Origin of the sequence: Erysipelatoclostridium sp. DFI.2.3, assembly GCF_019132535.1 — a bacterium.
Lineage (GTDB): Bacteria > Bacillota_I > Bacilli_A > Erysipelotrichales > Erysipelotrichaceae > Clostridium_AQ > Clostridium_AQ innocuum.
Genome location: NZ_JAHOOJ010000034.1, coordinates 1 through 21,228, shown reverse-complemented (window position 1 = coordinate 21,228; position 21,228 = coordinate 1). Strand labels below are relative to the sequence as shown.

At 44.9% G+C, this 21,228-nt stretch carries 21 protein-coding genes, 1 pseudogene and 1 other annotated feature; of the genes and pseudogenes, 19 read left to right on the top strand and 3 right to left on the bottom strand.

Annotation, left to right across the window (positions count from 1 at the left end):
* Window positions 1-60: 60 nt before the first annotated feature.
* The 4 genes from KSZ58_RS21040 (at window position 61) to KSZ58_RS21025 (ending at window position 1,678) form a co-directional block, all read left to right on the top strand.
* Window positions 61-363, top strand: coding sequence for an AAA family ATPase (locus tag KSZ58_RS21040; protein WP_009271015.1), 303 nt, complete (start codon window positions 61-63; stop codon window positions 361-363).
* A complete protein-coding gene (locus KSZ58_RS21035; RefSeq protein ID WP_257269470.1) occupies window positions 257-607 on the top strand; it encodes an AAA family ATPase in 351 nt (116 codons plus the stop codon). Before KSZ58_RS21040 ends, KSZ58_RS21035 begins: the two co-directional genes overlap by 107 nt.
* Window positions 608-718: 111 nt before the next feature.
* On the top strand, window positions 719-991 hold the full coding sequence (locus KSZ58_RS21030; RefSeq protein ID WP_009271013.1) for a PD-(D/E)XK nuclease domain-containing protein: 273 nt from the start codon (window positions 719-721) through the stop codon (window positions 989-991).
* Window positions 992-1,120: 129 nt separating this feature from the next.
* Entirely contained in the window at window positions 1,121-1,678 is a 558-nt protein-coding gene (locus KSZ58_RS21025; protein WP_008817581.1) for a GNAT family N-acetyltransferase, read from the top strand.
* Window positions 1,679-1,752: 74 nt separating this feature from the next.
* On the opposite strand, the gene KSZ58_RS21020 is transcribed toward KSZ58_RS21025, so the two are convergent.
* Window positions 1,753-2,673 carry a class I mannose-6-phosphate isomerase gene (locus KSZ58_RS21020; RefSeq protein WP_008817580.1) on the bottom strand — a complete coding sequence of 307 codons (921 nt, stop codon included), beginning with the start codon at window positions 2,671-2,673 and terminating at the stop codon, window positions 1,753-1,755.
* 145 nt (window positions 2,674-2,818) lie between these two features.
* Here KSZ58_RS21020 and KSZ58_RS21015 point away from each other — a divergent pair, with 145 nt between their 5' ends.
* From KSZ58_RS21015 to KSZ58_RS20980, 8 genes are all read left to right on the top strand, one after another.
* A complete protein-coding gene (locus KSZ58_RS21015) occupies window positions 2,819-4,459 on the top strand; it encodes an AAA family ATPase (RefSeq protein WP_008817579.1) in 1,641 nt (546 codons plus the stop codon).
* A gap of 144 nt (window positions 4,460-4,603) precedes the next feature.
* The gene (gene deoC / locus KSZ58_RS21010) at window positions 4,604-5,323 is read left to right on the top strand and encodes a deoxyribose-phosphate aldolase (RefSeq protein WP_009271012.1); all 720 of its coding nucleotides are present in this window, start codon (window positions 4,604-4,606) and stop codon (window positions 5,321-5,323) included.
* Window positions 5,324-5,488: 165 nt separating this feature from the next.
* Window positions 5,489-5,746, top strand: a binding site (T-box leader).
* Window positions 5,747-5,791: 45 nt separating this feature from the next.
* Window positions 5,792-7,492, top strand: coding sequence for a 2-isopropylmalate synthase (gene leuA / locus KSZ58_RS21005; RefSeq protein ID WP_009271011.1), 1,701 nt, complete (start codon window positions 5,792-5,794; stop codon window positions 7,490-7,492).
* 19 nt (window positions 7,493-7,511) lie between these two features.
* A complete protein-coding gene (leuC, locus tag KSZ58_RS21000; RefSeq protein WP_009271010.1) occupies window positions 7,512-8,777 on the top strand; it encodes a 3-isopropylmalate dehydratase large subunit in 1,266 nt (421 codons plus the stop codon).
* A 2-nt stretch (window positions 8,778-8,779) separates the two neighbouring features.
* Window positions 8,780-9,274 (top strand): 3-isopropylmalate dehydratase small subunit, encoded by a 495-nt coding sequence (gene leuD / locus KSZ58_RS20995; RefSeq protein ID WP_008817575.1) that lies wholly within the window; start codon window positions 8,780-8,782, stop codon window positions 9,272-9,274.
* Window positions 9,275-10,354 carry a 3-isopropylmalate dehydrogenase gene (gene leuB, locus KSZ58_RS20990; protein ID WP_008817574.1) on the top strand — a complete coding sequence of 360 codons (1,080 nt, stop codon included), beginning with the start codon at window positions 9,275-9,277 and terminating at the stop codon, window positions 10,352-10,354. It abuts the gene before it with no gap.
* Between the two features lie 24 nt (window positions 10,355-10,378).
* On the top strand, window positions 10,379-11,530 hold the full coding sequence (locus KSZ58_RS20985) for an amidohydrolase (protein ID WP_008817573.1): 1,152 nt from the start codon (window positions 10,379-10,381) through the stop codon (window positions 11,528-11,530).
* 718 nt (window positions 11,531-12,248) lie between these two features.
* Window positions 12,249-12,482: a hypothetical protein gene (locus tag KSZ58_RS20980; protein WP_002610418.1), complete on the top strand. Its 234-nt coding sequence runs from the start codon at window positions 12,249-12,251 to the stop codon at window positions 12,480-12,482.
* A gap of 144 nt (window positions 12,483-12,626) precedes the next feature.
* Here KSZ58_RS20980 and KSZ58_RS20975 read toward each other — a convergent pair whose 3' ends face one another.
* Window positions 12,627-13,523: a LysR family transcriptional regulator gene (locus tag KSZ58_RS20975; protein ID WP_009271009.1), complete on the bottom strand. Its 897-nt coding sequence runs from the start codon at window positions 13,521-13,523 to the stop codon at window positions 12,627-12,629.
* A 93-nt stretch (window positions 13,524-13,616) separates the two neighbouring features.
* Here KSZ58_RS20975 and KSZ58_RS20970 point away from each other — a divergent pair, with 93 nt between their 5' ends.
* From KSZ58_RS20970 to KSZ58_RS20960, 3 genes are all read left to right on the top strand, one after another.
* Window positions 13,617-14,192, top strand: coding sequence for a chromate transporter (locus KSZ58_RS20970; protein ID WP_002610423.1), 576 nt, complete (start codon window positions 13,617-13,619; stop codon window positions 14,190-14,192).
* Entirely contained in the window at window positions 14,189-14,761 is a 573-nt protein-coding gene (locus tag KSZ58_RS20965) for a chromate transporter (RefSeq protein ID WP_002610425.1), read from the top strand. The genes KSZ58_RS20970 and KSZ58_RS20965 overlap by 4 nt, the downstream gene beginning before the upstream one ends.
* A gap of 65 nt (window positions 14,762-14,826) precedes the next feature.
* On the top strand, window positions 14,827-15,135 hold the full coding sequence (locus KSZ58_RS20960) for a hypothetical protein (RefSeq protein ID WP_009271008.1): 309 nt from the start codon (window positions 14,827-14,829) through the stop codon (window positions 15,133-15,135).
* Window positions 15,136-15,275: 140 nt separating this feature from the next.
* Here the strand turns inward: KSZ58_RS20960 and KSZ58_RS20955 are convergent, their stop codons facing one another.
* Window positions 15,276-16,640, bottom strand: coding sequence for a CCA tRNA nucleotidyltransferase (locus tag KSZ58_RS20955; protein WP_008817570.1), 1,365 nt, complete (start codon window positions 16,638-16,640; stop codon window positions 15,276-15,278).
* A 56-nt stretch (window positions 16,641-16,696) separates the two neighbouring features.
* Between KSZ58_RS20955 and KSZ58_RS20950 the strand changes: the two genes are divergently transcribed.
* The 4 genes and pseudogenes from KSZ58_RS20950 to KSZ58_RS23435 all read left to right on the top strand — a co-directional run.
* Entirely contained in the window at window positions 16,697-17,281 is a 585-nt protein-coding gene (locus tag KSZ58_RS20950) for a class I SAM-dependent methyltransferase (RefSeq protein ID WP_002610432.1), read from the top strand.
* Window positions 17,259-17,900, top strand: coding sequence for an HAD family phosphatase (locus tag KSZ58_RS20945; protein WP_008817569.1), 642 nt, complete (start codon window positions 17,259-17,261; stop codon window positions 17,898-17,900). The genes KSZ58_RS20950 and KSZ58_RS20945 overlap by 23 nt, the downstream gene beginning before the upstream one ends.
* 483 nt (window positions 17,901-18,383) lie before the next feature.
* Window positions 18,384-20,942, top strand: a complete 2,559-nt coding sequence (locus tag KSZ58_RS20940) for an ATP-dependent Clp protease ATP-binding subunit (protein ID WP_002610436.1) — start codon at window positions 18,384-18,386, stop codon at window positions 20,940-20,942.
* 156 nt (window positions 20,943-21,098) lie between these two features.
* Window positions 21,099-21,228: pseudogene (locus KSZ58_RS23435) on the top strand (transposase); the annotation flags it as partial.

Genomic DNA, 21,228 nt, shown 5'->3' with positions numbered 1-21,228 from the left:
CCAGTAACAGGATTGAGATTTTCCAATCACTTGGTATAATACCATTAAGGAGCTGATGACATGAAGCGTTTGCCGATCGGTGTAGAAGACTTTAAAGAATTGGTCGATCATCAATATTATTACATAGATAAAACCATGTTTATTCAGGATGTACTGAAAGAAAAAGTTGTTCTGTATACCAGACCGCGAAGATTCGGGAAAACGTTGAACATGAGTAGGCGCTGCCCGCCCAGGCGTGCTCTATTATTTTTTCTCAATCAAACAAAAAGAAAACGCGTACCTTTTCAACGGGTTAAACATTACCAAAAACAAGATTGCAGTGCAATATCAAAATCAGTATCCGGTTATCCTGATAACACTTAAGGATATGAAGGAAATCAGGTTTCAAAATCAGATCGATATTTTCAAAGTGATCATACGGAAGCTGATAGGTAAATATAAGGATTTACTTACAAGTGAGCGACTGGATGATATTGATAAAAAACTTCTCATATGCTATCAGGAAGGTGATGTGAACATTGCTGACTTAAAAAATGGATTGCGCTTTTTAAGTCAATGTCTATATAAACATTATCAGAAGAAAGTAATTATTCTGATAGATGAATAGGCGCTGCCCGCCCAAGGCGTAATGTACCTTTGCAAAATGCGTATTTAAATGCTTATCATGAAGAAATGACTGATTTTCTTGGCGGTATCTTCAGTGCAGCATTGAAAACAAATGAACAACTATCAGATTCTTTCAAATCAGGAATCCGGGTTGGGAAGGTTCGATCTTGCGGTGCTTCCGTTCTATAAGAAGAAACGGGGGTTCCTGCTGGAATTAAAAGTAGCCTCAAAAGAGGAAGAGATGGAACATGCAGCAGTTCAGGCATGTGAGCAGATAAAGGAAAAGCAGTATCTAAAGGGTTTGCAAAAGAAAGAATATACAGATATCGTAGGATATGGAATTGCATTTTATAAGAAGTCATGTTTGATTGTAGCACTTCCATAATGTTTATTTACTATGCAATGTGTGAATAATCTGAAGTTCATGAAAACTGAGACATAACGCTGTCGCAGTTTTTTTGTTATGATGGTTTTGTCACAAGCATAACAATTATGTGACAGAAAGGAGAATGCAATGAATCCATATAGACAATGTCCTATCTATCAAAATGAAAATTATCGTATTCGATTCGTAAAACAGAGTGATGTGAATGATTTATTAAAGGTATACAGCGATCCAAAAACAGTTGCTCTTTGCAATTGTGATAATTGTGAAGATGATTTTTATTATACGAGCAGAGTACGGATGGAACAGGCAATCAATTACTGGATTATGGAATACCATAGAGAAGGGTTTGTTCGCTGGAGTATTCTGGATTGTACTTCCTCGACTGCAATCGGGACGATGGAGCTTTTTAAACGTTCGGCGAATGACGCCTATGACAATACAGCTGTACTGCGTCTTGATCTTTTAAGCAAATATGAAGAACAATCCTGTCTTCAAGAGATCCTTTCTTTGATTCTGCCGCATATCCGTGATTTGTTTCAGTGTACACAGGTTATAACCAAATGTGTACAGGAAGCAGAAAAACGCAGGGCTGTATTGCTGGAAATGGGATTTTCCCCATCAAAGGAGTCGCTGGTCGGCTGGGATGGCACACTTTATCAGAATTATTATCTGCGAAAGCTATAAGAGGTCTAATATAAAAAACGAAAACGTGTATACTGGAACCAAAGTTCTGATATACACGTTTTTTGTAGCTTCTTTCATTCCTGATCCTGCGCTCTCCAATACGGATGGGCTGCCGCAATGATGCATTCTGCACTTCCTGTAAGCTGAATGCATTCCTCTGGCATAACAAGGATACTACCACCCCGTAACACGGTAAAGGTATCTACCTGAAGACTGCCGGAAACCACGGATATCACGGATGCGATGGAATATGTATTCGTATAGCTGCCGGATAAGGTGAGGTGTCGCAAAGAGAACTCCCGCTGGTCGAAGCTGCTTCCTTCTGAAAAGTTCTGTTTTTGGACATGCAGGGAGGAATCCAGATTCGCAAGTGCTTCCTTCACATGGAGTGGTCTTGTATGACCATGCATATCCTTTCGCTCATAATCATATAAGCGGTAGGTGATGTTGGTGGACTGTTGAATCTCATAGATCAAGGACCCTGCGGTAAGGGCATGCATCATGCCGCTTCGGATATACACAAGGTCATTTTCAGAAACGGGTATGTGATCAATGACACCATGAAAATCTCTCTTTTGCAGCGCAGCTTCAACAGCTGCTCGATGACCCGCTTTGTTCTCGGCATACACCCAACCCTCACTTGGCTTCTCTATGAAATACCAGGCCTCGCTTTTTCCATAGGGCAATTGCAGCTGCTCCTTTGCATAGGTATCGGTTGGATGAATCTGAAAGCTGACATCCTGTGCACAGGAATCAAAAGCGATGATCAAAGGAAATTCCTCACCATCTTCAAGACCAAAGACAGCAGGATTCTCCTTGACTGCCCTGCGAAGGGTTGTTTCCTCCTTTTCATTATAAATTTCACAGTCGATTCCATCGATTCCACTCAGTGTATACACACAGCCAATCGTCTGAGCAGCACGATCTCCCTGATAGGCATGCAGACGTGTATCTCCCCATAGGGTTTCCATTGTAACGGGACGTACAATATACATAACAAGAACCTCCTAACTTTTCCATATCTACAGTGATTGTAGCATATCTCACTATCAGAATATAGTGGTACCAACATAAAGAACGTAATTCTCTTTTATCTGTCACAGCTGCCGTGATATAATATAGCTACAGGAGCTGATACCTATGAAGCATATACCAATTGGCATTGAAAGTTTTAAAGAATTGATTGATGGTGAATATTATTATGTAGATAAGACACTGTTTATAAAGGATGTGTGCAAAGAAAAGGTCGCATTATATACAAGACCCAGACGTTTTGGTAAAACTCTGAATATGAATATGCTTTATTATTTTTTCTCATTAAAGCAGAAGGAGAATGCTTATCTTTTTGATGGTCTGCATATCACAAAGGATGCAGAGATTCTACGATATCAGAATCAGTATCCGGTCATCTTCATAACTCTGAAAGATATGAAACAAGTCTCTTTCGAAAATCAAAAAGCAATGTTCGCAATCCTGATTCAGGAGATTGTCAGAAATAATAAGGAATTACTCGATAGTGAGGAAGTAAGCACCTTCGATAAAGAGCAGCTTGTCGCTTACTCACGCCGCACACAGAGTGATGTGGACTTACAGAATGCATTAAAATTTCTTTGTGTATGCCTGAAGCAGCATTACCATAAGAATGTGATTCTTTTAATAGATGAATATGATGTTCCATTACAAAGTGCATATTTAAACGGATATTATGATGAAATGGCAGACTTTTTAAGCGGTATATTCAGTGCTGCTTTAAAAACAAATGATGCTCTGGAGAAGGGAATCCTTACCGGATGCTTGAGAATTGCGAAAGAGAGTATTTTCACAGGATTAAATAATTTCAATGTGTATTCCATTACGGAAGAACCATCCAGTACCTGCTTTGGGTTCACACCGGAAGAAACACTAAAGCTTTTAGAGTACTATCATTTAAAATCATATGGACAAACCGTAAAAGAGTGGTATGACGGTTATCTGTTTGGAAACAAAGAGATATACAATCCATGGAGCGTACTGAAATATGTGCTGAAAATCCTGCAGGGAAATGATGTACCGGAATCTTTCTGGGCGAATACGAGTGGGAATGATATTATATATCAATACATTCAGAAAGCCGATTCACAAATGAGAACGGATTTTGATACGCTGACATCTGGTGGAAGGATTACACAAACGGTAAGATATGAACTAACCTATCGTGAGATGGATCAGATAAACAACATTTACAGTTTTCTGCTGTTCACAGGCTATCTGAAAGCGATAGCGTGTGTCGATAAAGATAAAGCAGTATATCAGCTTATGATACCGAATAAGGAAATCAACCGAATCTATACCTTGATATTTGAAGAATGGTTTCAGGAGCAGGTTAAAGCAAAGAGCAGAACATTGGTTGATGCATTCATGAAAGAAGATGTGGAAACCGCAAATGAAGTTTTGAATACCATATTGTTTAAATCCATAAGCTATTTCGATTATGATGAAAAATTTTATCATGGAATGTTGGTCGGTATGCTCAGTGATTATCAAATCGTATCCAATCAGGAAACCGGTAATGGCCGTAGTGATATCATGGTACTACCGGCTTATAAGAAAAAAAGAGGACTTGTGCTTGAAGTTAAGGTTGCAACAAAAGAAAAGGATATAGAAATAACCGCACAAAGAGCATGTCATCAGATCAGGGAAATGAACTATATCGATGGTTTACAGGAAAGAGGATATACGGATATTATAGGATATGGGATTGCTTTTTATAAGAAAACCTGCGTAATTATGCTGGCGAAGTAAAATGCTTAGATTTATAAGAATTGAAATCAGCATATCGCATTGAAGTAAGCATTTCATCTACAGGATCCCCCTTCCTTCTAGGTAACAACAGGGGTGTGATATATCAATAAGAAAAGGCAGGACTTTTCTGGATAGGAGATACTTATGAAACGATGGACAGTAGAAGAACTGGCAAGGATGATTGATCATACCTATGTCAAGGTAGATGCAACACGCAAACAGATGGAAAAGCTGTGTAAGGAAGCCAGAGAATATCATTTCGCGATGGCTGCCATCAATTCCTCACAAACCGCATTATGTGCGGAATACTTACGGGACAGTGATATTCATGTGGGAGCTGCAATCGGCTTTCCGCTGGGACAGACAACAATCGCTGCCAAGGTGTTTGAAGCGGAGGATGCCATACAAAACGGAGCGGATGAAATTGATTACATGATCAATTTAACGGAAGTTAAGGCCGGAAACTGGGAGTATGTAAAAGAGGAAATGCAGCAAATCGTCACGGTATGCAGAAACAATGGAAAGCTGTGCAAGGTCATTTTGGAAACCTGTTATCTGACAAAGGATGAAATCAAACAGATGTGTAAAATTGCGGTGGCTGTCAAACCGGATTTTGTGAAAACCTCAACCGGCTTTGGAAGCGCAGGAGCTACTGCAGAGGATGTGGCACTGATGCGCAGGTGTGTCGGTACCGCAGTCAAGGTAAAAGCCTCCGGAGGAATACGGGATGCACGTACATTCAAAAAAATGGTTTCCAGTGGAGCGTTGCGTATTGGGACAAGTGCAGGGGTATCCATTGTCAGGGAGCTGCAGACGGAGGCCTTCAAGCACAGCGGTTATATCGCAATACCGGAAGAATATTAGTATCCCTGTGGTTCCATGATATGAGCACAGCTGTCTTCTGTGATAAAACAGCAAGCCGTGATGAAAAAAATATGAAAATATTTTCACAAAATAATGTAACGGAATTACAGAAATACATTGACAATTTACAAAAAATGCTATATCCTTTTGTTAGTGACTACAAAACCAAAGGCAAGGATCGGGACCAGCATAGGAACCTTCTGCTGTAGAGAGCCGCTGGCTGGTGAAAAGCGGAGCAGAAATCTTATCCACTCACCCGTAAGCTGTAACCTGAACACATCACACGATGTCAGTAAACGTTACCGTCTGCTCACACGTTATCGTGAGAACATATTCGAAGTCTGGATATGTGAGGGGAATGATGCTTTTCATCATTCAACAAGAGTGGTACCGCGGAATTGGTGATAAACTTCCGTCTCTTAGGATAGAGATGGAAGTTTTTTTTGTTACAAAAAGGAGGACAGGATGATGGAAGGATATCAGAAGTACAAACGACAGTATTTTTTACCACCGGAGCCATGCATGGACTGGGCAGGGAAAGAATATATAGAAAAAGCACCCCAATGGTGCAGCGTGGATTTGCGGGATGGCAATCAGGCATTGATCATACCGATGAGTCTGGATGAAAAAATCGAGTTTTTCCAGCTGCTTGTAGAGGTTGGCTTTAAGGAAATTGAAATCGGCTTTCCGGCAGCCAGTCAGACGGAATTTGAATTTCTGCGCAAGCTGATCGATGAGGATTTGATTCCGGAGGATGTAACGGTTCAGGTACTGACACAGGCAAGAGAGCATATCATCCGCAGAACCTTTGAAGCTGTTAAGGGCGCAAAAAATGCGGTGATTCATTTATACAATTCCACATCTCTGGCACAGCGCGAGCAGGTGTTCAAAAAATCAAAGGAAGAAATTCTGAATATCGCTGTGGAGGGGGCCAAGCTGTTAAAGAAGCTGACAGAAGAGGACGGCGGCAATTACCGCTTTGAATACTCACCGGAAAGCTTTACCGGAACAGAGGTGGACTATGCCCTGGAGGTCTGCAATGCCGTATTGGATATATGGCAGCCAACTGCGGACAACAAGGTCATCATCAATTTGCCGGTGACTGTGGAAATGAGTATGCCGCATATTTATGCACAGCAGATTGAATACATGTGCAAGCATATGAACTATCGTGAGAATGTTATCGTATCCCTGCATCCGCACAATGACCGCGGGTGTGGCGTTGCTGATACGGAAATGGGTATTCTGGCAGGTGCGGACCGCATCGAGGGAACGCTGTTTGGCAACGGGGAGCGTACCGGAAATGTGGATATTATTACACTTGCAATGAACATGTATGCGATGGGAATCGATCCTGAGCTGAACTTCACGGATATGCCGCACATTGTCGAGGTTTATGAGCGCTGTACCCGTATGCAGGTACACATGCGTCAGCCCTATGCCGGTCAGCTGGTATTCGCAGCCTTCTCCGGCTCTCATCAGGATGCCATTGCCAAAGGCATGCATTACCGTGATGCCCAGGATCCTGATCACTGGACGGTACCGTATCTGCCAATCGATCCAAGAGATGTCGGACGTGTCTATGAAACAGATGTTATCCGCATCAACTCGCAATCCGGTAAGGGCGGCATCGGCTACATGCTCGAGGAATACTACGGCTATGATCTGCCATCCGATATGCGCGAGCAGGTTGGCTATTATATGAAGGATGTATCCGACCATGAGCACAAGGAGCTGCTGCCAAATGAGATCAACGATCTGTTCCAGAAGGAATACATGAATGTCAATGCGCCGTATGCGCTCAATGATTATCACTTTGTCCGTCAGGGAGATATTGTAACCGTAACGATGAATATCACCTATGAAGGAAAAACGCAGTTTATCACTGCTACGGGAAACGGTCGTCTGGATGCCGTCAGCAATGCGCTGCGTGACAATATGGAGCTGACCTTTGACATACTGGATTACAAGGAGCATGCATTAAGCAAGGGGTCCTCGTCCAGAGCGGTATCCTATGTGAAAATCATCGACTGCCGCAAAAAGAATCAGTGGGGTGTGGGACTGCATGATGATATCATCGCATCCAGTGTACAGGCATTATTCTCAGCCATCAACCGGGCAGTCGCACAGCGCCGCGAGGCAGAAAAAAAGCAGAGGCTTAAACAATAACAGCAGGAGGAAAACCATTATGGGAATGACAATGACACAGAAGATTCTGGCAGCACATGCCGGTCTGGATCACGTGGAGGCAGGACAGCTGATCGAAGTGAATCTGGATATGGTACTGGGAAATGATATCACATCACCGGTTGCTATTAAGGAATTTGAAAAATACGGCTTTTCACAGGTGTTTGATCCGGGAAAAATCAGCATGGTTATGGATCATTTTGCGCCAAACAAGGATATCAAGGCAGCACAGCAGTGCAAGGCATGCCGTACCTTTGCCTATGCGAAGAACATCGAGCACTTTTACGATGTCGGGGAAATGGGAATCGAGCATGCCCTGCTTCCGGAGAAGGGGATCGTAGGACCTGGGGAATGCATCATCGGTGCGGACTCCCATACGTGCACGTACGGAGCGCTGAACGCTTTCTCCACCGGTGTGGGCAGTACGGATATGGCCGCAGGCATGGCTACCGGCAAATGCTGGTTTAAAATTCCGGAAGCTATCAAATTTGATCTGCGTGGAAAGCTCGCACCGCATGTCAGTGGAAAGGATGTCATTTTACACATCATCGGCATGATCGGTGTGGATGGCGCCTTGTATAAATCGATGGAATTCAGCGGTATCGGTTTACAGAGTCTGAGCATGGATGATCGCTTATGCATGGCAAACATGGCAATCGAAGCCGGTGCCAAAAACGGAATTTTCGCCTTCGATGAGATTACGGAGGCTTATGTCAAGGATCGTGTAAGCCGTCCATATGTTACCTATGAAGCAGATGCGGACGCAGAGTATTGCAATGTGTATCATCTGGATTTGAGCCAGATCACCCATACGGTAGCCTTCACGCACCTGCCGGAAAACACCAGAACGATGGATGAAATCAAAGAGCCTGTGAGGATTGATCAGGTTGTCATCGGCTCCTGTACCAACGGACGGCTATCCGATATGGCAGAGGCTGCACAGATTCTGAAGGGTCAGCATGTGGCAAAAGGAGTGCGTGCCATCATCATTCCGGCAACACAGGAAATTTACAAGCAGTGCATACAACTGGGTTATACGGAAATCTTCATCGATGCAGGCTGCGTGGTATCCACACCAACGTGTGGTCCATGCCTGGGCGGCTATATGGGAATACTGGCGGAAAATGAACGCTGTGTAGCGACAACGAACCGGAACTTTGTCGGTCGGATGGGGCATGTAGATTCCGAGGTATATCTGGCAAGCCCGGCTGTTGCGGCAGCCAGTGCCATTATGGGCAGAATCGCAGCACCAAAGGAGGTAGCGTAAGCATGAATGCAAATGGAACAGCACATAAATACGGGGATAATGTCGATACCGATGTCATCATTCCCGCAAGATATCTGAATACCAGTGATCCTAAGGAGCTGGCAGAAAAATGCATGTGTGATATTGATGCGGACTTTGTAAAGAAAATCAAAGTGAACGATATCATGGTGGCAGGCTTTAATTTCGGTTGCGGAAGCAGCCGTGAACATGCACCGATTGCCATTAAGGCAAGCGGTATCTCCTGTGTGATCGCAAAAAGCTTTGCGCGTATCTTTTACCGCAATGCGATCAACATCGGTCTGCCGATCCTGGAATGTGTGGAGGCAAGTGAGCGCATTGATGATAAGGATGAGGTGGAAATCAACTTCGATACCGGAGAAATCATAAATAAAACAAAAAACGAAACCTATCAGGCACAGCCGTTTCCTGCGTTTATTCAAAACATCATGCAGCACAACGGATTGTTAAATGCCATTAAAGAGCAGGGGGGAAAGTAAATGGAGAAGCATATCGCGGTAATACCGGGAGATGGAATTGGACCGGAAATTGTCAAAGAGGCGGTGAAGGTTCTGGATGTCATCGCAAAGAAATACGGACACAGATTTGTCTACACGGAAGTGGATGCCGGAGGCTGCGCCATTGATAAATACGGAACCTCACTGCCAAAGGAAAGCCTGGATGCGGCGCTTGCCAGCGACAGCGTGCTGCTGGGGGCAGTCGGCGGACCGAAGTGGGATCATGTCGATCCTTCTATCCGTCCGGAAAAAGCATTGTTAAGCATTCGCAAGGAGCTTGGTCTGTATGCCAATCTGCGTCCTGCAAAAATCTTTAAGGAGCTATCCGATGCCTCTCCGCTGCGTAAGGATATCGTCGCAAACGGAATTGATTTTATGGTCGTTCGGGAATTGATCGGCGGTGTGTATTTTGGAGAAAAAAGCACGGTGGAAAAAAACGGAGAGCTGTATGCCAGTGACAATATGTGCTACTATGCGCATGAAATCGAAAGAATTGCCCATACGGCATTTCAGACGGCGCGTAAAAGGGGAAACCGTGTTATTTCCGTCGATAAGGCGAATGTACTTGACACCTCCCGTTTATGGCGTAAAATCGTAAGTGAAGTCGCAAAAGAGTATCCGGATGTAACCCTTACACATATGCTGGTGGATAATGCCGCTATGCAGATTGTGAAGGATCCATCCCAGTTTGATGTCGTTGTGACAGAGAATATGTTCGGGGATATCCTGAGTGATGAGGCCAGCATGATCACCGGCTCCATCGGTCTGATCCCCAGTGCATCCCTGGGGGAAACAAAGCGCGGTATGTATGAGCCGATTCACGGCTCTGCGCCGGATATCGCAGGGCAGAATATCGCCAATCCGATCGGCACGATACTGGCCGCAGGCATGATGCTGAAATATGCCTTTGACATGGATCAGGAAGCTGCGGAAATCGAAGAGGCTGTGGAAGCGGCACTTCGTCTGGGATATCGCACAAAGGATATCATGGAGGATGGAAAAACATACCGGACATGTTCCCAGATGGGAGATACGATTGCGGAACTGATAACAAACGCATAGGAAGTGCAAAGGAGAGCAGACAAGATGTTAATTAAGAATGGAAGGATTCATACAATGGCCGCTGCCGGAACCATACAGGCGGATATTCGCGTGCAAAATGGAAAAATTGCCGCAATCGGTGAAAATCTGAAAGAGGAAACCGGAGAACTGATCATCGACGCATCCGGAAAACAGGTGTTCCCTGGAATGATTGAAGCTCACTGTCATCTGGGAATGGAGGAAAGCGCCATTCGCGGAGAAGGTGATGATGTTAATGAAATGAGTGATCCGATTACGCCGCAGGTGCGTGCCATCGACGGTTGTAACCCACTGGATGAAACGATTATCAATGCCCGCAATGCCGGAATCACCACGGTGGCCGCAGGTCCTGGAAGCGCCAATGTCATCGGTGGTACCTTCATGGCCTATAAAACACACGGCGTCAGCATTGATGAAATGGTCGTACAGAATCCGGTGGCGATGAAGTGTGCCTTTGGGGAGAATCCAAAGCGTGTCTATCAGGACAGCCGCATCAAAACCAGAATGAACATTGCAGCGCTGCTGCGGGAAACGCTGGCAAAGACCAAGGAATACATCGCAAAAAAGGAAGCCGCTAACAACGATCCACTGAAAATGCCGTCCTATGATATGAAGCTGGAGGCGATGATTCCGGTTGTCAAAAAGGAGCTGCCGTTAAAATGTCACGCACATCGTGCGGACGATATCCTGACGGTGATTCGTATCGCTAAGGAATTCGATGTCAATGTGACACTGGATCATTGCACGGATGGGGAGGTTATCAAGGCACAGGTGAAGGCAAGCGGATATCCGGCTATCGTCGGACCATCCCTGACCCATAAATCAAAATTCGAGCTGGCAAACAAATCCTTTACAACGCCGGGTGTTCTGTGCAGGGAAGGAATCCTGATCGCCATTACGACGGATTCACCGGTCGTACCGCAGGAATATCTGCCGTTATGTGCAGCACTTGCCATGAAGGACGGTCTGCCGGAAGAGGAGGCATTAAAAGCCATCACCATCAATCCTGCAAAAATCCTTGGACTGGAGAAACGCATCGGCAGCATTGAAGAGGGCAAGGACGGGGATATCATCATCTGTGACAGCTCTTTGCTGGATATACAAAACGTTATCCGCTATACCATTATCAACGGGGAAATCGCTTATCAGAAGGCATAGGCTGTTCATTCATAAAAGTAATCTCGATATAGGAAAGAGCGCTTCGGTTGTTAAGGCCAAAAGCGCTCCTTTTGTATATGAAAGCTCAGACAGATCGGAAATTCGGTTAAAGCAATTACTAGGAAACGATGATGCAGTCATTAAAAAAGCAGAATCATAAGCAGTTCCTCTGTGAGCATGGTGCGTTTTTATGTATCACCTGCTATGGTATATGTACTGCATGATTTCTTCTTCAGCAATGAAATTGAATAATCAGTTGTTTCAAAAACAGGAGAAGCGCTCGGGGAGTCAGCGAACAGTTAAGAAGCCGCTGTTAAGTGCAGTTGCCTGCAGCAGTTTCATTATATAGCTTATGGAAATAAGATGACAATCAAAACGGCTGTTCTTCATATGAAATCATTAAATAATATCGTCATATAGGATTTCCCTGCTTCCTTTTGCTTTGGCTGTAGCTGTGTAAAATAGAAAAAGCTGTAAAAAAGTCGTATCCATGCCAGAAATTGCTATTTTTTTCGTATTTTGTATTGGAAATATTGTAAATGAGGTGCAATTCTTTTATAATATCAATGGATGTATATAAAAAAGCATACTTTATGAAATAGGCGTATTTTTCGCGAAAAGGGTCAATTTTTCAAGAAAATAGAGGGAAAATCATAAAAAAACACACTGTCTATTTACGTATAATTTTATAGATATACACAAGAAATGGGGCGAAGCCATGAAGGATGCACTGCTGGATTATATATTTGATAACTGTGATGCTGCTTATATTTCTGATCTTCGACAGAAGATGATTTTTCAGGAATATGCGGATATGATTCTGGAAATAGAGGATACGAAATTCTCCGTTGAGGAATGGAATTATGTATACCGGTATCTTACAGGAGCAAATGCTGTATTTTCTGCTGTAGCTGAGGTGAAGGAAGCATTACGATCCTGGATGCAGGCATGATGGAAACTACGCGACAGGCATGCTGCTACGCGTTCATTCAAATCGAATAGATACACACAAAAGACTTCCCGAAACAATAAGGTGAAGTCTTCTTTTGTATACCTCATGCAGCCCTTGCAAGGCCTGTTTTTGTATGTCTATTGCTTATTCCTTTGCCTGAATCTTCGCACAGACCCGGCGGCAGGATGCGATAAAATCCATCAAGCCGGCATGCAGATGCTTGTTTGCATGATAGATGATATAATAATCCCTCTGAAAGGAAACATCCGATAAATACAAACGGGTGACAATGCCTGCCTCCAGCTCTGCCTTTACCATCTGATAGGGCAGGATGGAGATACCGAAGCCGAACTGCACCCCCTTAACCAGTGCACGGGTGCTGGCACTCTCCCATATGGGATGCAGTTGAATATCGTGCACCTTCATGATGGAATCCAGAATTTCTCTTGTACCGCTGCCCTTCTCCCGCAGCAAAAACGGTTCCTGTGCAATATCCTGCAGACACAGCTTCTGTTTTTCTGCCAGCGGATGCTCTCTGGCACAGATGACGGCAAGCTCATCCTTGAAAAACGATAGTTTCTGAATATGCTCATGTGTGGGAATTCCCTCAATCAGCGCCAAATCCAGCTGATTGGAAACGATGGACTCCTCAAGAATCATGGAATTTTCAATGAGAATCTGTATCTGCCGCTTCGGATACTCCAGCTTATAGCTGTGCAGGCATTCACAAAGCAGACTGTTGGCAATGGTAATACTCGAGCCGATGGACATGCTTTCCATATCACTCCAGTGTTCCATGCTGTTTTCCATTTCATCAAACAGGGAGGTGATGTGGCTGGCGTATTTGAGAAAGCGCTCTCCATCACCTGTCAGATATAATTTGCGTGAGATTCTGTCAAACAGCTGCAGCTGATAATACTCCTCCAGCTCCCGTATGGCAAGGGATACCGAGGGCTGTGCCATATGCAGCTTTTCTGCGGCTCTGGTGATACTTCCCCATGTGCATACCGCAACAAAAATGCGGAGATGTCGTAGCGTCATGAAATTCTCCTTTCATAATAAAATGTTATTAAATATATATAATAATACTATTTTCATTATGAAATGACAAGGACTATAATAGTAGGGAAGGTGATGAAATTGGAGAAAAATGCAAAAATGTACGGAACTTTATTTTCTTCCGTGTTTATGTTAAGTGCCTGTACCTTTGGTGGAGGCTATGTGATCGTACCGCTGATGAGAAAGAAATTTGTTGAGGATCTGCATTGGATTGAAGAGGGAGAGATGATGGATCTGGTGGCTATCGCCCAATCCTCACCCGGAGCAATCGCTGTCAATGCCTCGATCAGTATAGGCTATCGCTGTGCCGGTATCCCGGGGGCAATCGTTGCAGTCATAGGAACAGTACTTCCTCCGCTTGTGATTCTGACGGTGATATCCTATTGCTATGAGGCGTTTATCCAGATACGCTGGATACAGGTCATGCTGTTTGGAATGCAGGCAGGTGTGGTTGCGACCATCTGTGATGTGGTATGGACGATGGGCCGGGAGGTCTGGAGCCAGCCGCAGAAGGTGTATGTGCTCATCATGCTGGCAGCCTTTGTATGCAATGTTTTGTTTGATGTCAATCTGCTTATTATCATAATCGTATGCGGAGCACTGGGCTATCTGATTGAGCGTGCGATAAAGAAGGAGGGTGGTCTGCAATGACACTGTTACAGCTGTTGTTCAGCTTTCTGCAAATCGGGCTTTTGAGCATTGGCGGCGGCTATGCGGCGCTTCCGATTATTCAGGATCAGGTCGTCGCCATGCATGGCTGGCTGAGCATGCGTGAATTTGCGGATATCCTGACCATATCTCAGATGACACCGGGACCGATTGCAATCAATGCCGCCAGCTTCGTGGGGACAAAGATTGCGGGGCTTCCGGGAGCACTGGTGGCATCTCTTGGTGTGGTGCTGCCCAGCTTTATCATTGTCCTGACACTGTCCTTTCTGTATTATAAATACCGGCAGCTGGATGCGATTCAGGCAGTGCTGAAAGGGCTTCGTCCGGCGGTGGTTGCTTTGATTGCATCTGCGGGGGTGTCTCTGGGAATCGATGCCTTCTGGGGAGGAAAAGCGATATCGCTTGCAGATGTTAATCTGGAAAGTGTGCTGCTGTTTGCACTGGGCTTCTTTCTGTTGAGAAAATATAAAAAAAGTCCGATTACCGTCATGCTGCTGTGCGGTGTACTGGCAGTTGGTTATGGTTTGCTGAGCGGAAGTCTTACATTTTAGAGATTGTTACACGCATGATGTAACAATCAGCAGTACGATAGCATTGTCAGAAAGGATGATGCTATATGAGTTGCGGATTACAGATTCACAAGCAGGCCGTCATGATAGAATACTATCTCAATCAGGCAGTGAACAAGGTACGGGGGCAGAGGAACAGTTCTCTGGCTGATATCACGATGGTATACGATCAGCCGATTCGCCTTACTGCGGAAATCCTCAGTGAATTACAGGATAAGGTGCGCAATGAGACCGAGCTGAAGACCATTCAGGATATCAAAACCAAATACTGTACGTATCAGGGGTATATCCTGTCACAGCTGGATGAGGAGATTTGTGAAAAGCTGGTGGATGATCTGAAGCGTTTAAGTGAATGAGCACAGGTAGTGAATACCTGTCAGGCTTGAAAAAGGAGGCTTTCCGATGGGGATGCCTCCTTTTTGGATGGGAATGCAGATAAGCTCTGCATACTGAAATATGCGCATAAGCAGAGAGTAAAACCGTGCTTCCATATGGTTTATGCATTATGCAGATTTTGGCATTTCCTGTTTAATTCCTCAATCAGCTGCTTTTTTGTGTTACGGGAAGGATCCTGCATCGCGTAGTCCAGAAGCATATGCAGTGCGGTACCGATCTGTTTGCCGCATAGACCGAAATCCATCATGTCTCTGCCGTTTACCGCGAGTGTCTGTAAGCTGAGAGGCTCTTCCTCCGCGTGCATGTGCAGCAGCAGCTCTTTGCATTGCCGGATGATCCGGACACCGTTTGCGGCCGGCTCCGGGTTTTTTGCGAGCTGGTCTGCAAGCTGTACATCCAGGGCCAGTAAGGCATCCTCCAGCTGATTATCAAATTTTGAAAGATATCTGCGCAAAGTGCTTTTTTTCGGTGTGAGATTGTAATCGTGATATGCAATGCAGCGTAAAACGCGTTGTATGGTCCGATTGTCATAGTGAAGCTTTTTCAGCCAGCAGCGGGCAAGCTCAACAGATTTCTGCGCATGTCCGTAATAATGGGAGATGCCGTCTGCATCCAGAGTTTCACAGGCCGGCTTTCCCGTGTCATGGAAAATGATGGCCAGCTTGCCTTCCAACGCCATCCCTTTCGTATGGTTCAGTGCCACATCGGTATGCGTGAATACATCATATATATGCCAGGGATTGTTCTGTTCTTTATTCATCAGCTTCGTATAGCCTGCCGCAATCGTATCCAGCACCCGCATTTCCTTTAACAGCTGCAGCGTATCCGGATAATCCTGCAGCAGGATACGGTTGAATTCCTCCCGAATGCGTTCTCTGGAGATATAGGACAGCAGATGGGCATGGGTGCGTATAGCCTGCACCGTTTCTTCCTCAATGGTGAAGTGCAGTGTACAGTGAAAGCGCAGGGCACGAAGAATACGCAGAGCATCCTCCTGCATTCTTTCGGAAGCCTTTCCGACACAGCGTATGGTTTTTTTGGCGATGTCTGCCTGTCCATGGTAAGGGTCATGAAAGCCCCGCTTCGGATGCCAGGCGATGGCATTCATTGTGAAATCCCGCCGCTTTAAATCCTCATCGATATCCGGGGTGAAGCGGACTGCTTCTGGACTGCGGTGATTGGTATAGGCACTTTCTGTACGATAGGTTGTGATTTCGATGGGCTCATCCTGTACAAGAACGGTTACAGTACCATGCTTCAGTCCGGTTGGTATGACGCGGTAGCCCTTTTCTTGAAACAGCGCCATCACCTCATACGGCGTGGCATCCGTTGTGATATCATAATCATGCAGCTCCCGCCCCATCAGCATATCACGCACACAGCCTCCCACCAGCCATGCTTCCTTATGAATGGTTGAAAAGAGCTGTAATACAGATTGTATTTGGGAATCGTTTATTGTTTTCATAGCATTCTCCTTACTGCTATTATATAATGAATGCAGTGATGAAAAAAGGAGATTACATGAAAAAAGTTGTTGAAATCGTTCATGATATCATGAAGAGCCAATTAACAGAAAACAGCATCTGTGCGGATTTTACCATGGGGCAGGGGTACGATACGCTGTTTCTAGCCCAGCAGAAAAACTGTTCTCATATTTATGCATTCGATATTCAGCCGCAGGCGTATGTGCAGACCAGAGAAAAGCTGGAGAGTGCACAGCTGGAAGGGAAGGCCACTCTGATTCTGGATTCACATGAATGCTGTGATATCTATATCCGGGAGCCGCTGGATCTCGGCATTTTTAATTTCGGATATCTGCCGCATGGGGATCCTGAAATCATGACCAGGCGAAAAACGTCTCTTTGCGCGGCCACAAAAGCATTGCATCTGTTGAAAAAGCATGGTATTCTGATTCTGGTATTGTATTGGGGACAGGCCTGCAACAGAGAAGAAAGTGAAGCACTGCTGGCATGGAGTGCTGCGTTGCAAAGCCGCTGCTTCAGCGTGTGCAGAATTACGATGCATAATAAGCAGAATTGTCCCGATATACTGGTGATTAGCAAGGAAAAGGAGAAGGTAGATTATGATCAAAGCCGTAATATTTGATATGGATGGGGTGCTGGTGGATAGTGAACCAAAAAACCTGGAGCAGCTGAGAGGATTTTATAAAAGCTATGGGACAGAGGTGGATGATGCTTTTATGCATTCTCTGGTTGGCAGCTCCTATACGTATACATATACTGAAAGCATGCGGGTCATGCATATGGACTGGCCGATGGAAAAATTTAAGGAAAAGCTGGATGATTACTGTAAGCTTCATGCATTTGGGTATGATGAGGTATTGAATCCGGGAGTAAAGGAAACGCTGATCTGGCTGCGGGAGCACGGCTATAAAACGGCAGTTGCATCCAGCTCGGCCATGCATCAGATTCAGACGATGGAGAATGTCTGTGATCTGGTTGGCTGCTTTGATGAGCTGCTGAGTGGTGAGATGTTTCATGAAAGTAAGCCTAATCCCGAAATTTATCTGACAGCCGCAAAAAAGCTGAAGGTGAAGCCGGAGGAATGCATTGCTGTAGAGGACAGCAGCTATGGGATAGCGGCAGGTAATGCTGCCGGTATGCGCGTGCTTGCCTATGCAGATGATCGTTATGGCGTGGATCAGAGCAAGGCTTATGCCAGAATCCATCACATGCAGGAAATCAAGAAGTATCTTAACGATTAAGAAAACAGGTGGTTTGTTTGATAAGCCTGTTTTAAAAGAAAATGCGCAGCGCTATCCTATATATCTTTTGATGATGTTGAAAGCAGGTATATTTCCTGCTTTTTTCAATACCTGTATCTTATATCAAACGACTGGCATATTTAGAAGGGACTTAAAAACACAGGGTCAGCGTATATATAATATATGAGAGAATATCTGTTGGAAAGAATCGCAGCTACTAAAGGAGTATACAAAACGAACTGTTATGATTTCTGCGATCAGAATTCACTGACCTTCATTTTCTTTCGATTGCAATTTTAGGCTAACTGTATTTGCAGTTTACCGCAGACACATAGCAGAAGGAAGAATACGAAAGCTCAGATATTCCTACTTTTTTGCTATACTTTCTCTTTTTTAGCACTCAAGTGTTGACAGTGCTAAAAACTGTGCTATAATAGCATTAGCAATTAAAGAGTGAGAGTGCTAAAAAAGGAGCGTGATCGTATGAACTTTGATAAAATGAGTGAAAAGCTGCAGGAGATTATCATGCAGGCAGTGGAAATCTGCAAATCGTATCAGCATACAACCGTTGACACCATCCAGATGCTGAAGGCCATCTTTGAACATGATGTGCTGGATGGCTTATTCAAGCGCCTGAATATAGATAAGACAAGAGCCCTGACGCTGATCGATCAGGAAATGAACAGAGTGGCAACCAGCAGCAATGTCAATCCACAGCTGTCAAACGAGGTTGCTCAGTCCTTTTCCAGGGCGGAGCAGTGGAGTGCCGGTATTCAGGAAACCTATCTGAGTGTTGCCAGTGTTTGGATTGCGTTGATGTTTAATAAGTCCTATATATCCAAGCAGCTTGTTAAGGAATTCCATCTGAATGAAAAGACCTGCAAGGATGAGGAGCTGAAGCGCAGAGGCGGTAAGAAGATGGATTCACCGAATGCGGAGGCCAATCTGGAGGCGTTGAGTAAATACGGACGTAATCTGGTGGAGGATGTCAAAAACGGTAAAATCGATCCAATTATCGGACGGGATGATGAAATCCGCCGTGTCATTCAGATCTTGTCCCGTAAGACAAAAAACAATCCGGTGCTGATTGGTGAACCGGGTGTTGGTAAAACCGCGGTTGTGGAAGGTATTGCATGGCGTATTATGAAGGGCGATGTTCCACAGTCTCTGAAGGAAAAGAAGCTGATTGAGCTGGATATGGGTTCTCTGATTGCGGGTGCGAAATACCGTGGTGAATTTGAGGAGCGTCTGAAATCCATTCTGGAGGAAGTGAAGCAGGCAGAAGGAAATATCATTCTGTTTATCGATGAAATTCACAATCTTGTCGGTGCCGGTAAAACAGAGGGCAGCATGGATGCCGGAAATATGCTGAAGCCGATGCTGGCACGAGGTGAGCTGCGCTGTATCGGGGCAACCACCTTCAATGAATACCGACAGTATATTGAAAAGGATGCGGCTTTGGAGCGGCGGTTCCAGCGAGTTATGGTGCAGGAGCCCAGCGTGGAGGATACCATCTCCATCCTGCGTGGCTTAAAGGACCGCTTTGAATCATATCACGGTGTGAAGATTCTGGATGAGGCGATTCTTGCCGCAGCAACGATGTCCAACCGCTATATAACCGACCGGTTTCTGCCGGATAAGGCAATTGATTTAATCGATGAGGCATGTGCCACACTGCGGGTGGAAATGGAGTCTATGCCGCAGGAGCTTGATGAGCTGCAGAGAAAAATCATGCAGCTGCAGATTGAAGAAACCGCATTAAAGAAAGAGGAAGATAAAAAGGCGAAGGAGCGTCTGGAGGATATTCGTACAGAGCTTGCACAGCTGCAGGCGGAAAAGGACTCCCTGTATACAAAGTGGGAGGATGAAAAGGCAGAGCTGGAGGAAAGCAAGGATGCCAAGGTTCGTCTGGAGAAGGCAAAGCTGGATCTGGAGCAGGCACAGAATGAAGCACGTTATGAGGATGCCGCCAAGCTGCAGTATGCGACGATACCGCATCTGGAGAAGCTGATTCGCGAACAATCCGACAAACAGAAGGAGGATGCCCTTATTCAGGAAACCGTCAACGAGGAGCTGATTGCGAAAATCGTATCCCGCTGGACCGGTGTGGAGGTCAGCCGTCTTGTGGAAAGTGAACGTCAGAAGCTCCTGCATCTGAAGGAAGCCTTACAGAAACGTGTCATAGGACAGGATAACGCACTGGAGCTTGTCAGTGATGCCATTTTGCGAAGTAAGGCTCAGATTCAGGATGAGCATCGCCCGATTGGAAGCTTTCTGTTTCTGGGACCAACCGGTGTCGGTAAAACTGAGGTTGCCAAGGCACTTGCGGAGCAGCTGTTTGACAGTGAATCCCATATCGTCCGTATTGATATGAGTGAATATATGGAGAAGCACAGCGTTTCCCGTTTGATAGGAGCGCCTCCGGGATATGTCGGCTACGATGAGGGCGGACAGCTGAGCGAGGCTGTGCGTCGCAATCCGTATTCCATTATTCTGTTTGATGAGGTTGAAAAGGCACATCCGGATGTATTTAATGTTCTTCTGCAGATACTGGATGATGGACGCATTACCGATTCCAAGGGTGTGACTGTGGATTTCAAGAACACCTTGCTGATCATGACCAGCAATCTGGGAAGTCAGTTTGCCTTTGATGGTGCTGATCGTGATACCAATTATATGAATGAAGTGAAGAAATATTTTAAACCGGAGTTTATTAACCGTATTGATGAAATCGTTGTCTTCAATGCATTGAATGATGATATGCTAGGTAAGATTGCTCATAAATTCATGAGGGAGCTTACACAGCGTCTTGCGCATAAGGATATCACATTACAGGTTAGTGATGCTGTATACAGAGCTATTGCCACACAGGGTGTAGATCCGTTATATGGTGCACGACCGATGAAGCGTTATATCCAGAGAAATATTGAAACTTTGATTGCCCGCAGGATGATTGAAGGAAATGCAGGTAAGGACGATACCATCCGTGTGGATGTCAGAGATGGGGAATATACAGTTGAGATAACCCATTCTGAAAATTGATAAAGCTGCGTACACCCGTTACAGGGTTGCGCAGTTTTTTTTGCGCGCTTGTGACTGGACACAGGTGAATTCCTGTATTTCCAGGGTAGTCAGAACATCGTTTTCCGGTATACGAAGCATTTTTGTAAATTTTTTAAAAAATTTTAGGAGTTTTGTATATTTCATACGTATATAAGAGTATATAGGAAAAAAAGGAGGATACTACCTATGGAAAAAGAATATGCAAAGGATTACCCGATCCCCTTTCACAATGATGTTTTCTTCAAATACATGCTGATTGGGGACG

Coding starts and splice junctions, on each gene's coding strand:
- KSZ58_RS21040 (WP_009271015.1), top strand. CDS start 61: ATGAAGCGTTTGCCGATCGGTGTAGAAGACTTTAAAGAATTGGTCGAT.
- KSZ58_RS21030 (WP_009271013.1), top strand. CDS start 719: ATGAACAACTATCAGATTCTTTCAAATCAGGAATCCGGGTTGGGAAGG.
- KSZ58_RS21025 (WP_008817581.1), top strand. CDS start 1,121: ATGAATCCATATAGACAATGTCCTATCTATCAAAATGAAAATTATCGT.
- KSZ58_RS21020 (WP_008817580.1), bottom strand. CDS start 2,673: ATGTATATTGTACGTCCCGTTACAATGGAAACCCTATGGGGAGATACA.
- KSZ58_RS21015 (WP_008817579.1), top strand. CDS start 2,819: ATGAAGCATATACCAATTGGCATTGAAAGTTTTAAAGAATTGATTGAT.
- deoC (WP_009271012.1), top strand. CDS start 4,604: ATGAAACGATGGACAGTAGAAGAACTGGCAAGGATGATTGATCATACC.
- leuA (WP_009271011.1), top strand. CDS start 5,792: ATGGAAGGATATCAGAAGTACAAACGACAGTATTTTTTACCACCGGAG.
- leuC (WP_009271010.1), top strand. CDS start 7,512: ATGGGAATGACAATGACACAGAAGATTCTGGCAGCACATGCCGGTCTG.
- leuD (WP_008817575.1), top strand. CDS start 8,780: ATGAATGCAAATGGAACAGCACATAAATACGGGGATAATGTCGATACC.
- leuB (WP_008817574.1), top strand. CDS start 9,275: ATGGAGAAGCATATCGCGGTAATACCGGGAGATGGAATTGGACCGGAA.
- KSZ58_RS20985 (WP_008817573.1), top strand. CDS start 10,379: ATGTTAATTAAGAATGGAAGGATTCATACAATGGCCGCTGCCGGAACC.
- KSZ58_RS20980 (WP_002610418.1), top strand. CDS start 12,249: ATGAAGGATGCACTGCTGGATTATATATTTGATAACTGTGATGCTGCT.
- KSZ58_RS20975 (WP_009271009.1), bottom strand. CDS start 13,523: ATGACGCTACGACATCTCCGCATTTTTGTTGCGGTATGCACATGGGGA.
- KSZ58_RS20970 (WP_002610423.1), top strand. CDS start 13,617: ATGAAATTGGAGAAAAATGCAAAAATGTACGGAACTTTATTTTCTTCC.
- KSZ58_RS20965 (WP_002610425.1), top strand. CDS start 14,189: ATGACACTGTTACAGCTGTTGTTCAGCTTTCTGCAAATCGGGCTTTTG.
- KSZ58_RS20960 (WP_009271008.1), top strand. CDS start 14,827: ATGAGTTGCGGATTACAGATTCACAAGCAGGCCGTCATGATAGAATAC.
- KSZ58_RS20955 (WP_008817570.1), bottom strand. CDS start 16,640: ATGAAAACAATAAACGATTCCCAAATACAATCTGTATTACAGCTCTTT.
- KSZ58_RS20950 (WP_002610432.1), top strand. CDS start 16,697: ATGAAAAAAGTTGTTGAAATCGTTCATGATATCATGAAGAGCCAATTA.
- KSZ58_RS20945 (WP_008817569.1), top strand. CDS start 17,259: ATGATCAAAGCCGTAATATTTGATATGGATGGGGTGCTGGTGGATAGT.
- KSZ58_RS20940 (WP_002610436.1), top strand. CDS start 18,384: ATGAACTTTGATAAAATGAGTGAAAAGCTGCAGGAGATTATCATGCAG.